The sequence below is a fragment of the Enterococcus sp. AZ194 genome, assembly GCF_051713825.1.
GTDB lineage: Bacteria > Bacillota > Bacilli > Lactobacillales > Enterococcaceae > Enterococcus_K.
On sequence record NZ_JBIOQR010000001.1, the window covers coordinates 1,382,454 to 1,399,093 of the forward strand.

14 protein-coding genes are annotated in these 16,640 nt (G+C 38.0%); all 14 read left to right on the forward strand.

The annotated features are described in order from the left end of the window. Positions 1 to 128: 128 nt before the first annotated feature. The 14 genes from IGI37_RS06605 (at position 129) to truB (ending at position 16,636) form a co-directional block, all read left to right on the forward strand. The gene (locus tag IGI37_RS06605) at positions 129 to 1,073 is read left to right on the forward strand and encodes an ABC transporter permease (protein ID WP_438760688.1); all 945 of its coding nucleotides are present in this window, start codon (positions 129 to 131) and stop codon (positions 1,071 to 1,073) included. 12 nt (positions 1,074 to 1,085) lie between these two features. Then, positions 1,086 to 2,000 (forward strand): carbohydrate ABC transporter permease, encoded by a 915-nt coding sequence (locus IGI37_RS06610; protein WP_438760690.1) that lies wholly within the window; start codon positions 1,086 to 1,088, stop codon positions 1,998 to 2,000. Positions 2,001 to 2,051: 51 nt separating this feature from the next. Next, positions 2,052 to 3,698: an extracellular solute-binding protein gene (locus tag IGI37_RS06615; protein ID WP_438760692.1), complete on the forward strand. Its 1,647-nt coding sequence runs from the start codon at positions 2,052 to 2,054 to the stop codon at positions 3,696 to 3,698. Positions 3,699 to 4,059: 361 nt separating this feature from the next. Further along, positions 4,060 to 4,680: a YesL family protein gene (locus IGI37_RS06620; RefSeq protein ID WP_438760694.1), complete on the forward strand. Its 621-nt coding sequence runs from the start codon at positions 4,060 to 4,062 to the stop codon at positions 4,678 to 4,680. Between the two features lie 56 nt (positions 4,681 to 4,736). Then, positions 4,737 to 6,926, forward strand: a complete 2,190-nt coding sequence (locus IGI37_RS06625; protein ID WP_438760697.1) for an AraC family transcriptional regulator — start codon at positions 4,737 to 4,739, stop codon at positions 6,924 to 6,926. Between the two features lie 301 nt (positions 6,927 to 7,227). Beyond that, positions 7,228 to 8,592 carry an alpha-L-fucosidase gene (locus tag IGI37_RS06630; RefSeq protein WP_438760699.1) on the forward strand — a complete coding sequence of 455 codons (1,365 nt, stop codon included), beginning with the start codon at positions 7,228 to 7,230 and terminating at the stop codon, positions 8,590 to 8,592. Then, positions 8,589 to 9,965 (forward strand): glycoside hydrolase family 1 protein, encoded by a 1,377-nt coding sequence (locus IGI37_RS06635; RefSeq protein WP_438760701.1) that lies wholly within the window; start codon positions 8,589 to 8,591, stop codon positions 9,963 to 9,965. Before IGI37_RS06630 ends, IGI37_RS06635 begins: the two co-directional genes overlap by 4 nt. A gap of 270 nt (positions 9,966 to 10,235) precedes the next feature. Then, entirely contained in the window at positions 10,236 to 10,709 is a 474-nt protein-coding gene (gene rimP / locus IGI37_RS06640; protein ID WP_438760703.1) for a ribosome maturation factor RimP, read from the forward strand. Positions 10,710 to 10,729: 20 nt separating this feature from the next. Continuing rightward, complete coding sequence (gene nusA / locus IGI37_RS06645; RefSeq protein WP_438760705.1) at positions 10,730 to 11,908, forward strand: transcription termination factor NusA; 1,179 nt, start codon at positions 10,730 to 10,732, stop codon at positions 11,906 to 11,908. Positions 11,909 to 11,932: 24 nt separating this feature from the next. Then, complete coding sequence (gene rnpM, locus IGI37_RS06650; RefSeq protein WP_438760707.1) at positions 11,933 to 12,232, forward strand: RNase P modulator RnpM; 300 nt, start codon at positions 11,933 to 11,935, stop codon at positions 12,230 to 12,232. Then, positions 12,222 to 12,527 (forward strand): YlxQ-related RNA-binding protein, encoded by a 306-nt coding sequence (locus IGI37_RS06655; RefSeq protein ID WP_438760709.1) that lies wholly within the window; start codon positions 12,222 to 12,224, stop codon positions 12,525 to 12,527. Before rnpM ends, IGI37_RS06655 begins: the two co-directional genes overlap by 11 nt. 12 nt (positions 12,528 to 12,539) lie before the next feature. Next, complete coding sequence (gene infB / locus IGI37_RS06660; protein WP_438760711.1) at positions 12,540 to 15,101, forward strand: translation initiation factor IF-2; 2,562 nt, start codon at positions 12,540 to 12,542, stop codon at positions 15,099 to 15,101. Positions 15,102 to 15,122: 21 nt separating this feature from the next. Beyond that, a complete protein-coding gene (gene rbfA / locus IGI37_RS06665) occupies positions 15,123 to 15,473 on the forward strand; it encodes a 30S ribosome-binding factor RbfA (RefSeq protein WP_438760713.1) in 351 nt (116 codons plus the stop codon). A 242-nt stretch (positions 15,474 to 15,715) separates the two neighbouring features. Then, a complete protein-coding gene (truB, locus tag IGI37_RS06670; protein WP_438760715.1) occupies positions 15,716 to 16,636 on the forward strand; it encodes a tRNA pseudouridine(55) synthase TruB in 921 nt (306 codons plus the stop codon). Positions 16,637 to 16,640 lie beyond the last annotated feature (4 nt).

Sequence of the window (16,640 nt, forward strand, 5' to 3'; positions counted from 1 at the left end):
ACTTTTGTGAGTTTTTAACCTTAGAAACGTTGATATATCAAGGGTTTTATCGGTGAATAAAACCACATATTGAGTACCATTGATAAACCTAATAGAATGGAAGCGTTCACAAGAATGGAGGAGAAAATATGGAGCTTGTAACGAACAAGCCAAAAGTCAGTAAGGAAAGAGGAAGTAAAAAAAAGAAGCTTTATAAAAGTAGGCAACTATACTTATTTATCCTTCCAGCATTTTTGGTTATTTTTATTTTTTCATATATTCCTATGTATGGAGTATTGATTGCGTTTAAGGACTTTGTTCCAAGTTTGGGTGTCTGGGATAGTCCTTGGGTAGGGTTAAAGCATTTTCAACGTTTCTTTAATTCCTACTATTTTTGGGATCTATTAAAGAATACGTTAGGAATCAGCATTTATTCATTGGTTGTTGGGTTTCCTCTACCGATCATTCTTGCTTTAGCATTAAATGAAGTGAAGGATGGTCCTTTAAAAAAATTCTCACAAACGGTTACTTATGCGCCAAATTTTATCTCAACAGTGGTTATGGTTGGGATGATTCTAGCTTTCTTAAATCCATCAACAGGGATTATCAACAATGCATTAAGTTTCTTCGGGATTCAACCAATTTCGTTCATGGAAGATCCAAAATGGTTTAAGACGGTGTATGTCTTATCCGGAGTCTGGCAAGGGACAGGCTGGGGTTCAGTTATCTATCTAGCAGCACTTGCAGGAGTTGATACACAACTACATGAGGCAGCGATTGTCGATGGAGCCAGTCGTTTGCAACGAATTTGGCACATTAACTTGCCAACGATTCGGCCAACCATGGTCATTTTATTGATTATGAATGTTGGTTCGGTGATGAATATAGGGTATGAAAAAGTATTGCTTATGCAAAACCCTCTTAATATGCAATCTTCCAATGTGATTGCAACCTTTGTCTATCAGCAAGGGCTGTTAGAGGCCCAGTATAGTTATGCCGCAGCAGTTGGTCTGTTTAATTCAGTGATTAATGCGGTTCTGTTGATTGCCGTAAATAGAATTGCAGCTAAATTAGGCGAATCAACATTATTCTAAGGAGGGAAGAGAATGAATAACCGGCTAGTAAAAGACACAAAAACTGATAGACTTTTTATGATATTTACCTATATTTTTGTCGTTGCATCAGTTTTAATCGTTTTATATCCATTAATCTACATTATCAGTGCCTCGATAAGTGATCCACAAGAGGTTAACTCTGGTCAAATGTATTTATTCCCAAAAGGGATCACGTGGGAAGGTTACAAAATTATTTTAGGGAATAGCAGTATTTGGCGTGGCTATCTAAACACAATTTTTTATACGGTTTTAGGAACAAGTATTAATTTATTAGTGACTCTGCCCGCAGCTTACGCACTATCAAGACCCGATTTTTATGGGCACAAATTATTTACCTCATTTATGCTTGTGACGATGTTTGTCAGTGGGGGACTAATTCCAAGTTACCTATTGATTAAGAGTTTAGGCATGTTGAATACGGTCTGGGCCTTAGTCATTCCGGGAGCAGTTTCTGTTTATAATATCGTCGTAACCAGAACATTCTTTCAAACGACAATTCCAAGAGAAATGGAAGAGGCCGCCATTATTGATGGATGTTCAGATTTTAAATTATTCACCAAAATCGTTTTGCCTTTATCAACACCAATCATTGCTGTGATGGCTCTGTTTTATGGGGTTGGTCATTGGAACAGTTTCTTTAGCGCATTAATCTATTTGTCTGACAAATCGATGTATCCATTACAAATGGTGTTGAGAGAAATTTTAGTTTTACAAGATATGAGTTCAAATGCAGTGAATGGAAGTATGACAGGCGAAATGGCGGAACTATTATTTAGCCGTCAACAGCTTTCTGCCGTAATCAAATACGGTGTCATGATTGTTTCGACACTGCCAATTATTATTATCTATCCGTTTTTACAAAAGTACTTTGTAAAAGGAATGATGGTTGGATCAGTCAAAGGTTAAAAAATATCGGGTAAAACCGTATTTATAAAAATAGCAAAGGGGAAAAAAGAGATGAAGTTGGGAAAAAAATCTGTAATTTTTTTAAGTTTAGTTACTTGTGGCTTGTTATTAGCTGCATGTGGCGGTGGAAACAAAGGCAAGGATAGTAGTAAAAGCGACAAAGTAGAGCTTGGTAAAGTGGGCGAGTTCCCAATCACTAAGGAAAAGATTACTATGTCTATGATGGGGCCTCATGCAGGCGATACGGAATGGAAGGATATGGCCTTCTTTAAAGACTACGCTAAGAAAACCAATATTGACTTTACGTTTACAACGCCACCATCCGACGATTTTACAACCAAACTGAACCTTGCATTTGCCAGTGGTGATCTGCCTGATGTTTTAATGGGGACAGGTCCGGCTAGCTTAACACCAGCAATGGAGATGGATTATGGCGAACAAGGAATTTTGGTTCCATTAGAAGATTTAATTGATGATAACATGCCAAACTTCAAAAAATTAATTGAAGCAGAACCAGAAATCAAAAAATCGATTACAACGCCAGAGGGTCACATTTATTCATTACCAATGGTTGCTCGTGATTCAACAGCTATTTGGCCAAGAGGACCTATTTGGTATCGTGGTGATTGGCTAAAAAAATTAGGTGTTAAAGAATTACCCAAAACAACTGATGAATTTTATGATTTGTTAGTTCGTTTCCGCGATGAAGATCCAAACGGCAATGGCAAAAAAGACGAAATTCCATTGACTGATGTCAAAATGGATAGTACTCGACCTTGGCTTATGGGTGCTTTTGGAATGAAGGAACGTGGTATTCAAGAAGTCGATGGAAAAGTTGAATATACACCCGTTAGTGATAATTATAAGGAATATCTTAAATTTATGAATAAACTCTATTCTGAAAAGCTATTGGATCAAGAAGTCTACAGTCAGTCTGATGAACAGAAAAAAGCGAAAGGTCAAAACAATCAGTTAGGTGTCTTCCCAGATTGGTTTGCATTCTTTACTACTGGTAAAACAGAAGGTGATTCAATGGATGATCCAATGTGGCAACCATTGACTTCTCCTGTTTCTACGACTGCTGTTGTTCCTGGTAGCCCAAGAATGGTTCGTGAAACATTTGCGATTACAAACAAATGTGCTTCACCAGCAGCGATGCTTCGCTGGGTCGATTATTTTTATAGTGAAGAAGGATCATTCTACTTTAACAAGGGTCCTGAAGGTGCATATTGGGAATGGGCAAAAAATGATAAGGGTGAAAAGGTTCGTGTGTTAACAGATAAAGTGGACTTAACAGATCTAGAAAAGAGCCGTTCACAAGTTACACCAAACTATGGTTTGACGGTCCCTTCATTAGGATTACCAACAACACCAAATACGACTATTCTTACTAAGGCAAATGATAAACCTGAAACATCCTTTAGTGATTTTGTCGCTAAAGAAACAGAAGAAAAAATTACGCCAAATGCAGAAGTTCCGTTCCCATTATTGTATTTGACAAAAGAAGAAACTGAAAAAACACGAGACAGTGGAACAGATATGGATACTTACGTTAAGCAAATGGAGGCTAAGTTTATCACAGGTGTAGAACCATTATCTAACTGGGATAAATATGTGAAAACCCTTGATGGTATGGGCGTGAATGACTATGTATCTGTCTATCAAACAGCTTATGATCGTTGGGCAAAAGCAAAATAAAACTAGATCAAAGTGGAAAGTTTAGTAAAGATTATCCATTTAGATTTTCGCTTAATTGAGATCTAAATATAGAAGGCTAAGACAAAAAGTCATTTTGAATTTTTGTCTTAGTTTCCTTTTAGATTTTTACGTAGTTTCTGTTATTTGTAATTTTATTAAGCACTTGATTTGTTGGGAAAATAAAATTAGTGGGATTAAACTCTTTTAAAAATATGAAAATGCCCTTATTTATTAATGGTTTGCAAATTTTTGAAGAGTTTTGAAGGATTCTAATTTTTCAGTTGAAAATAGTTTTTTTATATTCTTTTTTGTTATATTTTGTAATATGTACCAGCAGATTTATTTAAGGAGTGAACTTGAAATGGAAGAATTAAAGGGAATTATCAAAGGGAGTTATGTCATCGGAGAAAAAATTATTCAAGCAGCAAAATACCAAGTGCTGTTTATTGTTTACGTCTTACGAGGTGGGATTATTCTAGGTTTTTTCCCTAGCCTAGCCGCTGTCTTTTATGGACTATATCAGCAAATTCGAAAAAAAGAGCTAATCACAAGACAAACATTCTCGAGGTATTACAAGGAAACCTTTAAAATTAGTAACCAGCTTGGTTTTACCGCATTAGCTAGTTTAATTTTCCTATGGCTGGATTTAAGAATCTCAGCTACATATATCCATTTGCCAATCATCCATTTCTTTTTGCTCATTTTATTTGTTTTAGTCTTCGGTGCAAGTATTTTTATTTTTCCTGCGTTATGTCGTTATGAGCTAACCTACAAACAGTACATTCAACGAGTGGGCATTCTGTTTTTCTGCAACTTTATAGAAACTATCGCCATTATTTTAGGAATTTATCTAGCAACTATCGTTCTTACCTTATTTCCAATGCTTCTGGTTTTTGCAGCCGTACCTATTTTTAGTTTGCCTTTGGTGTGGTTTGGAATTCAGGCGATGAATAAAGCAGAACAAAAGGCTGCGACACTATGAAAAAAGGTCAGTTTCCTAAGTTTAAATTCAAGAAAAAGAGTATTCGAGGTTATGTTTTGTCCTACCTATTAGTATTTTTGGTTCCTTTTTCTTTAATTTCTATCATTTGGTATAAGACCTCTGTCGACAGTTTAAATGATCAAATTCAGTTATCTAGCAGGAACTATTTATTGCAGGTTCGTTCAATAATTTCTAATAATATGAATCAGTTGGATATGTTAACCAAAGAAATTGGTACCAACCCTAAAACTACGGAAAAGATGGCAAAGCATCCCTATTATTCAATTGAGATGATGAAGGAACTACAGCGTTATAAAATAACCAGCAATATCATTGATGAGCTTTATATCTATTATTACGACGAGCCGAACAGATTTTATTCTTCTGCGGGGAGTCTTGATTTTGATGTGTTTGGTAAACAAAGATATCAGTCTTACAATTTTGATAATAATAAACTAAAAGAAGTTCTTGATACAAAAGCGCCACGGATTGAAACAATACCAAGTAGTCGCCACCAAACACTTGGACTTCTGACCTACAGTGTTCCTTTAACCTCTTCTGAAGGGAGTATCTATGGATTGGTTATGTACACCATGAAAATGTCAGATATTGAAGGTATCTTAGATAAAACGGTTGATAAGGATACTGGGCGCGTGTTCATGGTAGGGGAAAATAATCAGTTACTAGCTTCATCAAGTGGCGAAAAACTACCAGCATATTTTAAGAATTCAGCCGAAGTTAAGCGAGCTATCCATTCCTCTACGATAAAAACGTCGGAAGGAACCATCCGTGTAAACCAGTTAAAGGATACCGATTTTGGTATTCGTTATGTTTCTTTCACCAATACAAGTCAAGTTTTTAAAGAATTGAATCAAACAAATTCGATTGTTTTACTGATTGTTTTTGTTGTGTTGATTGCAGGTATAGGCGCAATTTTAACAATTGGCAGAAGACAATACAAACCGATAAGAAAAATTGAGAAGATGCTAAAAAATCAAACCGATGATTTTACAGAAACAAACGGTCTATCTGACTTCGATGAGTTTGAATACCATGTAAGTAACTTTTTAAAACAAAATGAACAGCTTCACCAAGAAGTTTTACGCCAAACGCCTTACGCACGAGAACAGGTGATTCGGCGATTATTAATGGGCAGATTCAATCAGTTAGAAGAAATAAAACTCTTATTACAATCGGTGAATATTCACTTATATGATGAAGGGTACTTTGTCATGTTAGTTGAAACGAAGATGGTCAATTCGAAAACAAGTATTCAAAACCAAGAGTTTTTAATGAGTTTTTTAGATGACTTGTCTGGTTCTGACTATCAAGCATATGGTTCAGAGATGTTATCAGAACAAGCGATTGCTCTATTAGTTAGCTTTGATACAAGTGTCACGCAACGGACGATTGTTGAGAAAATCCTGACAAAGATTGTTTCAGCGAATAGTTTAGTGCCGGCTATAGGGATTGGGAGTGTAGTTAAGGAATTAAAGAATATCAACCGAACCTATATCGAAGGGTTGGCGGCTTTAGAGTACAGCACAGTTTTTGAAAAACGGACCAATGTCCATTACTATGAAAAAATATCAAAAAAACAAGAGGTCGATGGATTTGAATATCCAAAAGATGAGAAATTGAAACTAAATCAAAGTTTATTACAAGGGGATTTTGAAATTGCTAGTGAAACGGTTGAACGAATGATTACCACCGCGCTCCAAAAACAACTGGGGCCAGTAGAATTGAAGCTGTATACCTATGACTTACTTAATTCAGTTGTTGGCGTTGGCTTAGAAATTATTGGGCCAGAATTTGTGACACAGGTTTCTGCAGATTTCCGAAATTTGAATGAGCTAAAAGACGAGTTGATTCTGATGAGTCGAAAAATTTGTGGAGTAGTTCAAAAGAAACCAAAGAGTCAAGAGACACAGCTGCATAAGGATATTTTTGAGTATTTAGGAAAAGAATATCATTCGCATGATATTTCATTGGAGCAAGTGGCGAGTGAGTTTGATGTGTCATTATCGTTCATTAGTCGTTTTATTAAGAAAGAAAGTGGGCTGACATTTTCAAAATATATTCAAGAGTTACGTTTAGAGCATATTAAAAAAGAATTAATAGAGACGAATACGCCCATCAAAGAGATTATTGTGAATGTAGGCTACTATGACGTGTCAAACTATACAAGGAAGTTTAAATCGATTGTCGGCATGACACCTGGTCAATTTCGGGAAAAAAACCGATAAGCAGATGCTTTATTTACACTATGTATCAGTGACTGTAATGAAGACTGGATAGAGAGCAAAGAGATTTACTTGTTAGGCAATAATGGCTAGAAGAATAAAGTAAGTATTTCATACAAAAGGTGGAGCGTGGACCATAACTTTTTGAGTTATGGTCCCACACTCCGAGTACCCAAAAAACGGTGGGCATAGAAGAAACTCCAATATAGTGCTGTAAAATACAACGAAGAATGAATTGAGTGTGTACAGTACCTGATTCTCGGAGTGAAACACTTCTGTCCCAACCTCAGGAGGAGAGCGTGACATGATGAAGGAAGAAAATAATTTTTTTTCAAAAAAAGATTCTTATGTGAAGGATGTTCGTGAAGATATAGAGGTCAATGAAGCTTCTGAGAATGAAGAGTATCGAGAATTATCCGAAAACCTGAAAATAAAATTAGATTGGTTTCAAGATCAAAAGCTTGGCGTAATCTTCCATTGGGGACTCTACGCACTTGCGGGAATTGTTGAATCTTGGCAATTGTCTGAAGAAGATGACTGGGCCCGAACCCCTGGCTGGAGAAATAGTGTTGAAGAAATCCGAGCAGACTACTGGGGATTAAATCACTTTTTTAATCCGTATCAGTTTCATCCAGATGAGTGGGCAAAAACCTGCAAAGATGCAGGAATCCGCTACATGATTTTTACAACCAAACATCATGATGGGTTTACGATGTATGACACAAAGTATAGTGAGTATAAGGTTACAGCAGCTCCTTGTCCCTATGCGAATCAAACCAATCCAGATATATTTGCTGAAGTTTCTGAGGCCTTTCGTAAAGAAGGACTCTCAGTGGGTGCGTATTATTCCAAACCCGATTGGCATTCTCCTTTATATTGGGTTCCAGAAGAGCATGCAAAAGGTCGTTTGGCTAGTTATGAGCCTGCTGAATTTCCTGAGCGGTGGGATCAATATAATCAATTTGTAACGAATCAGTTAACCGAAATCAGCAAAAATTATGGTGCAATCGATATTTTATGGTTAGATGGCGGTTGGGTGAATGCGCGAAATGAACAACTAGATATGGATACGATAGCACAACAAGTTCGCGCCTCACAACCGGATATGCTAATTGTTGATCGTACTATTGGAGGAACGTATGAAAATTATGTGACCCCAGAACGTAAAATTCCTGATGTGCCACCGAAAAAAGTTTGGGAAAGCAATATTCCTTTAGCGAATAACTGGGGCTTTTCTCCAAATGATCAATATAAATCGTTTGATGAAATTTTAAAAAGTTTTGTACAAGTGGTCGCTTTGGGAGGTAACCTAATTTTGGGCGTTGGCCCTAAACCAAACGGAGAACTACCTGTAGAAGCGGTTGACATTTTGCAAAAACTAGGTGAATGGTTGGCGCATTTTGGTGAGGCCATCTATGAAACGCGCGCAATTCCAGAAGTGACACAACAAGGATGGTTATTTACAAAAAAAGAACAGGTTATTTACGCGTTTCAAGAAAAAGAAACCACACCACTCGATTTACGGAAGTTGAATCAACCAATAGAAAGTATTTATCATTTAAATACCAAAAAAATAGTGACTGAAACTACGCTTAATCCGCTTTTCACAGATGAAGCTTATCAAGTATATAAAATTTGTTTAAAAAAAGAGAGTGAGGAAAACGCATGATTACTTTTCCAAAAGAATTTTTGTGGGGAGCCGCGGCCTCTGCTCCTCAAACGGAGGGAGCTGCTCTGATTGATGGCAAAAGTGAGAACGTTTGGGATAAGTGGTTTGAATTAGAACCAGAGCTTTTTTTTGATGGCGTTGGGCCCAAAGACACGTCAAATACGTATTTCAAATATAAAGAAGACGTTGCGTTAATGAAAAAAATGGCATTAAATTCCTATCGAACCTCCATTTCGTGGGCTCGTTTATTGCCTGATGGAAAAACAATAAACCCAAAGGCAGTTAAGTTTTACCGCGCTTATTTTGAAGAAATGAAGAAGAATGGCATTGAACCAATTATTAATTTGTTCCATTTTGATATGCCTTGGTGGTTGATGGAGAAAGGTGGCTGGGAGGCACGGGAATCTGTAGAGGCCTTTTCCTATTATGCCAAAATAGCCTTTGAGGAGTTTGGTGATCTTGTCAAAAAATGGGCCACCTTTAATGAGCCGCTTGTGCATATTGAATGCGGGTATCTTGGCGATGCGCATTATCCGAAAGTTCATGATTTTAAGCGAGCGATTCAAGTGGCTTATCACACCTTACTTGCACATGCGATGGCAGTCAAAATGTATCGTAGTGTGCCACATAACGACGGGAAAATTGGTATTATTTTAAATCTATCGCCAGTTTATGCGAAAAGTTGTGAGGACGAAGATCAAAAGGCGGCTCATTTAGCAGATCTCTTTTATATTAGAGGCTTTTTAGATACCGTAGTGGACGGATACTTCCCAGAAGAGCTAATCCAAATAATCAAGGAGCACCAGTTAACGCCAACCATATATGCAGAAGATAAGGAGGTTTTTGAAAACAATACGGTCGATTTTTTAGGGGTGAATTATTATCAGCCGTTACGTGTTCAAAAGCCTAAGAAGGTTGAGTTTCCGGCACAATCACCAGGCGCTTTTGCGAGCTACTATGATTGGCCAGATAAAAAAATCAATCCTCATCGTGGCTGGGAAATTTATCCTAAAGGAATTTATGATTTAGCTATGCGTTTAAAAAAAGATTACAAAAATATTCCTTGGTATGTCTCTGAAAATGGTATGGGCGTCTCAGAGGAAGAGCGATTTATGGATGAATCTGGTATTATCCAAGACAGTTATCGAATCGATTTTCTCAAAGAGCATCTAGAAATGCTTCAAAAAGCAATGGCTGAAGGAAGTCAATGTTTTGGCTATCATATGTGGACGTTTGTTGACTGTTGGTCTTGGTTGAATGCTTATAAAAATCGGTATGGGTTTTATCGTATTGATTTAGCGAATCAGTTTGCGCGAACGCAGAAGGCTAGCAGTCAGTGGTTAAAACAAGTCATCAACAAGCAAGGATTTTGATAGACCTAGAACATAGGCTTAAGAAATCCTCAATCGATAGAGAAGTGGATCTGGATTTTTAATGAATGATTAGAAATAGGAAGACGAACGCAGACACGGAAGACTTCTAAACGAGTGGCAAGTAAAGTTGGAAAAGTGAATATTTGAAATTACCGTTAATCTATGCTATAGTAGATTATGGTAATGATACTAATTGTGAGTGAGCGGATTTTTCGCTCACTCTTTTTAATGGAATTACGGAATTAGACTCTAAAAAGGAGGCGAAAAATTTTGAGCAATGTGGTAGAAACGGTGACCGATTTTCTAATGCCCATTTTAGACGAACAAAATTTTGAACTTGTAGAAGTGGAATTTGTAAAGGAAGGAAAAAATTGGTTCCTTCGAGTGTTTATCGACAAAGAAGGTGGCATTGATATCGAGGAATGTGCGCTAGTGAGTGAACGATTGAGTGAGAAGTTAGACTCTGTTGATCCAGATCCTATCCCACAAGCCTATTTTCTAGAGGTTTCATCTCCTGGAGCTGAACGTCCGTTGAAAAAAGAGGCTGATTATGAAAAAGCAATTGGCGAGTATGTGAATGTTTCGCTATATCAAGCAATCGATGGTGAAAAACAATACCAAGGATTCTTACAATCAGTAAGTCCTGAAGAGCTTGTTTTAAAAATCAGAATCAAAACGCGGGAAAAAGAACTCGTTATAGAACGTAAAAATGTTGCGAAAGCTCGTTTAGCTATTCAATTTTAATATCGGAGGAATTAAAGAAAATGAGTAAAGAAATGTTGAACGCTTTAGACGCTCTTGAGGCTGAAAAAGGCGTATCTAAAGAAATCGTCATTGAAGCTCTAGAAGCAGCACTAGTTTCTGCATACAAACGTCACTATGGTCAAGCGCAAAACGTTGTTGTGGAGTTTGAACAGAAAAAAGGAAATATCCACGTTTATGCAGTAAAAGAAGTAACAGAAGAAGTCATGGATTCTCAATTAGAGGTTTCTTTAAAAGATGCTTTATTGATTAACCCAGCTTACGAAATTGGTGATTCTATCCGTTTTGAAGTAACACCAAAAGACTTTGGTCGAATTGCCGCACAAACAGCGAAGCAAGTTATCTTGCAACGTGTTCGTGAAGCAGAACGTGACATTATTTATAATGAGTTCAGTGCGTATGAGAAAGATATTATGCAAGGAATTGTTGAACGTCAAGATCATCGTTACATTTATGTGAACTTAGGGAAAATCGAAGCAGTCTTGTCCAAACAAGATCAAATGCCAAATGAGTTTTATCAACCTCATGATCGAATCAAAGTGTATGTTGCTCGGGTTGAAAAATCTTCAAAAGGGCCGCAAGTCTTTGTAAGTCGTAGTCATCCTGATTTGTTGCGTCGTCTATTTGAACAAGAGGTACCAGAAGTTTATGACGGAATCGTTGAAATCATTAGCATTGCTCGTGAAGCAGGCGATCGTTCAAAAATCTCTGTTCGTTCAACGGATACCAATATTGATCCAGTTGGCACATGTGTTGGACCAAAAGGACAACGTGTTCAAGCGATTGTCAACGAGTTAAAAGGTGAAAATATGGATATTGTTGAATGGAATGATGATCCAGCTATCTATATTGCCAATGCATTAAATCCAGCGCAAGTGGTTGATGTCATTTTTGATCCTGAAAATAGCAAAGCTTGTACGGTTGTTGTACCTGACTACCAACTATCACTAGCTATCGGAAAACGCGGTCAAAATGCTCGTCTTGCTGCAAAATTGACTGGCTTTAAGATTGATATCAAATCTGAGTCGGATATGGATGCTTTCTATCAACAACAGGCAGAAAAATCAGAAGAAGTTGTTGAATCTGACGTAGTTGATGAAGTGATTGATGCGGATATGACAGCAGATGATTATGAAAATGTCGAATTTAACGAGACAGAATCTGTCGAAGAAACAGAATAAAGAATTTTTGGGAGGCGAAAATAGATGAAAAAAAGAAAAATTCCTTTGCGAAAATCAGTTGTCTCAGGTGAGATGAAACCTAAAAAAGAATTGCTTCGAATTACGCGTTCTAAAGAAGGCGAAGTTGCAATAGATCCAACTGGGAAACTGCCTGGGCGAGGTGCTTACGTTTCTATTGAGCCGTCTGAAGTTCAACAAGCTTGGGATAAAAAGATTCTTGATCGAGTGTTAGAAACGACTTTATCAGATGAATTTTATCAAGAGCTGTTAGACTATGTGACACACCAAAAAGCGCGAAGAGAGTTATTTGCAAATGACAAATAAGCAAAAGGCACTAAACATGTTGGGTCTAGCTATGCGTGCTGGAAAACTGGTCACTGGTGAAGAGATGACAATTCAAGACATTCGCCGTCAAAAAGCAAAATTAGTTTTTGTCGCGAGCGATGCCAGTGAAAATACACGAAAAAAATTAAATGACAAGAGTCGTCATTATGAAGTTTCTTGCTTAGAATCTTTCACCCATGAAGAGCTTAGCCAAGCAATTGGTAAGCCACGGATGGTCATCGGAATCAACGATCAAGGGTTTGCAAAGAAAATCAAGGAACTAATATTAGGTTAGGAAGGTGATTGCATGGGAAAAAAACGAATTTACGAACTTGCAAAAGAAATCAATAAATCAAGCAAAGATGTTGTGGATAAAGCACAAGCTCTAGGCATGGATGTAAAAAATCATATGGGGTCAATCTCTGGTGATGATGAAAAAAAATTGCGTCAAGCATTATCAGGGGGAACGAATATGACAACACAAAAAACAAATCAAGCGCGTCCGCAAAACCAAAAACCAGCAAGCCCAAAACCAGCTAACCAGAATAAATCGCAAAACCAACAAGGACAACAACGTCCACAAAATAATCAAAATCGCACGTCTGGTCAAGGACAACAACAACGTCCACAAAATAACCAAAACCGTCCGACAGGTCAAGGACAACAACAACGTCCGCAAAACAACCAAAATCGCACGTCTGGTCAAGGACAGCAACAACGTCCACAAAATAACCAAAATCGTACGTCTGGTCAAGGACAGCAACAACGTCCACAAAATAACCAAAATCGCACGTCTGGTCAAGGGCAGCAACAACGCCCACAAAACAACCAAAATCGCACGGCAGGTCAAGGGCAACAACAACGCCCACAAACAAACCAAACGGGCCCGTCATCAAACCAAGGTCAAGGACAACAAAGTAATCAAAACCGTCCTGGTGGTCAAGGAAATAACCAAAACCGTGGAGGCGGCCGTAACAATTATGGCAACCAAAATCGAAATAGTTATGGTGGTAACCAAAACCGCAATAAATTTAATAAAAAAGGCAAAAAAGGGAAACATCAACCACAATCAAACAAACCAGCAGTACCACCACGTAAATTCCGTGAGTTACCAGAAGTTTTAGAGTATACAGAAGGCATGAATGTAGCGGATATCGCGAAGAAAATTCACCGTGAGCCTGCTGAAATTATCAAGAAACTCTTTATGATGGGTGTTATGGTTAACCAAAACCAAGCACTTGATAAAGATACAATTGAATTGCTGGCAACGGACTATGGTATGGAAGCAGAAGAAAAGGTTCAAATCGACGTGGCTGATATTGATAAATTCTTCGAACCAGATGCTATCGTTGAAGAAAATCTTGTTGCACGTCCTCCAGTTGTAACCATCATGGGACACGTTGACCATGGGAAAACAACCTTACTTGATACACTACGTCATTCACGTGTGACAAGTGGTGAAGCAGGCGGAATTACGCAGCATATTGGTGCCTACCAAATTGATATTAATGGCAAACCAATCACTTTCTTAGATACTCCTGGACACGCGGCCTTTACAAGTATGCGTGCTCGTGGGGCAAGTATCACTGATATTACAATCTTAGTTGTAGCCGCAGATGATGGCGTGATGCCTCAGACGATTGAAGCTATCAACCATGCGAAAGCTGCGAATGTTCCAATTATTGTTGCTGTTAATAAGATTGATAAACCAGCTGCCAATGCGCAACATGTTATGCAAGAATTAAGTGAATATGAATTAATTCCTGAAGCTTGGGGTGGCGAAACAATCTTTGTTGAGATTTCAGCGAAGTTTGGTCAAAACATTGAAGAATTATTAGAAATGGTTCTTTTAGTAGCTGAAGTAGAAGACTTAAAAGCTGATCCAAAAATGCGTGCAATCGGTACAGTAATCGAAGCTCGTTTGGATAAAGGCAAAGGGCCCGTCTCAACCTTACTCGTTCAACAAGGAACATTACATGTGGGTGACCCAATCGTAGTCGGAAATACTTATGGTCGTGTTCGTGTAATGACCAACGATATTGGTCGTCGTGATAAGGCAGCAGGTCCTGCAACACCAGTTGAAATTACTGGATTAAATGATGTCCCACAAGCCGGAGATCGTTTTGTTGTGTATGAAGACGAGAAAACAGCTCGTGCAGCAGGTGAAGAACGTGCAAAACGTGCGTTATTAGAACAACGTGCAGTAAGTAGTCGAGTAACATTAGACAACTTATTTGAAAGCTTGAAGGATGGCGAACTTAAAGAAGTTAACGTCATCATTAAAGCTGATGTACAAGGTTCGGCAGAAGCATTAGCCGCTTCATTGAAGAAAATTGATGTTGAAGGTGTTCGAGTAAAAATCGTTCACTCGGCTGTAGGTGCGATTAATGAAAGTGATGTAACTCTTGCGGCAGCAAGTAATGCGATTATCATTGGATTTAACGTTCGTCCAACAACGCAAGCGAAACAACAAGCAGAATCTGAGGAAGTAGATATTCGTCTACACCGCATTATTTATAAAGCAATTGAAGAGATTGAAACAGCGATGAAAGGGATGCTTGATCCTGAATTCGAAGAAAAAATCACTGGTCAAATGATAGTTCGTGAATTGTACAAAGTTTCTAAAGTCGGAACAATTGCTGGATGTTATGTAACAGAAGGCTTTATCCGCCGTGATAGTGGCGTTCGTGTAATTCGTGATGGTATCGTTATTTATGAAGGAACTTTATCTAGCTTGAAACGCTTTAAAGATGATGCAAAAGAAGTCAAACTTGGCTTTGAATGTGGAGCAATGGTTGATAAATTCAACGACTTGAAAGTTGAAGATGTTATCGAAGGCTTCATCATGGAAGAAATCAAAAACGATTAATTATAAGGAGGCCGCTCAAAAATGGCTAATTATAGAGACCGTCGAGTCGGTCAAGAAATTTTAAAAGAAGTAAATGCTATCTTACGTAAGAAAGTTCGTGATCCTCGTGTACAAGACGTGACGATTACTGATGTTCGCGTAACTGGTGACCTACAACAAGCAACAATTTATTATAGCTTGTTATCAGATTTAGCGTCAGATCAACAAAAGGCTCAACAGGGGTTAGACAAAGCAACAGGCTTAATTCGTCGCGAATTAGGCCATGCGTTAAGCTTATATAAAACACCTGAGCTAGTTTTTGAATTAGATGAATCGGTAAGATACGGCAATCATATCGATGAATTGATTCGTAAAATGAATTCGCAAGATTAAAATTAAGACGGTAAAACCTAGACTGATTCGGGTTTTACCGTTTTTTTTGTTTCAAAGAAAACGGAAATTTCTGTATATAAATAAGGGGTAAAAGCTGAAATAAGCTGCTACTCTACGAAAGGCACTTCATTCAATTTTTAAACTTTTTGTGCGGATGAAACTTTCTAAACCACAAATGTTTAGCAATTATTTTGGTTATGGTATAATGATACAGTTGAAATTAAAGGAAATGAGGATATGTGATGGAGGGCATTTTGCCATTATGGAAAGAGCGTGGCATGACCAGTCATGACTGCGTCTTTAAATTAAGAAAGATTTTGAAAACAAAAAAAATCGGTCATGGGGGCACGCTGGATCCTGATGTAGATGGTGTGTTACCAATTTGTATTGGCAAGGCGACAAAAGTCATTGAATACATGGTCGACTCCGGCAAAATCTACGAGGGAGAAATCACTTTGGGTTTTTCAACGACTACCGAAGATGTATCAGGAGAAATTGTTGAAACCAAAGCGGTTGATACACCTCTATTGGTAGAGGAAATTGATGCTGCGATGACAAAAATGACTGGGACGATTACACAGATTCCGCCTATGTACTCAGCGGTTAAAGTCAATGGCAAGCGTCTCTATGAATATGCTCGAAACGGCGAGACAGTCGAACGTCCGCAAAGAAAAGCCGCAATTCATACTTTTGTCCGAACGACGGAGCCTATTTGGAATGAAGCAGAACAGACACAATCTTGGCGCTTTAAAGTCATTTGCGGAAAAGGGACCTATGTCCGAACGCTAGCTGTCGATACTGGTTTGAGTCTAGGCTTTCCAGCGCATATGTCTGATTTAACTCGCTTAGCAAGTGGTGGATTGTCAAAAGAGCAGTCATTAACGCTAGAACAGGTAGCCCAAGCAATGGAGAATCAAACAATCGCTGAAAAGTTATTACCGTTAGAATATGGCGTTTCTTCATTAACAAGAGTCGATATTTCTGAGCAGTTATTTGCCAAAATAAAAAATGGTATGCGTTTACCCTACTCTGCATTTGGTTTAACAGAAATGCCAGATGAGGAAATTGCGTTATTTTATGATGGGAAAGTAGTCAGTATTTATATCCCCAATCCAAAAGAAAAAAATATTTTAAAACCAAGTAAGGTTCTTAGAAATGAATAGAAGG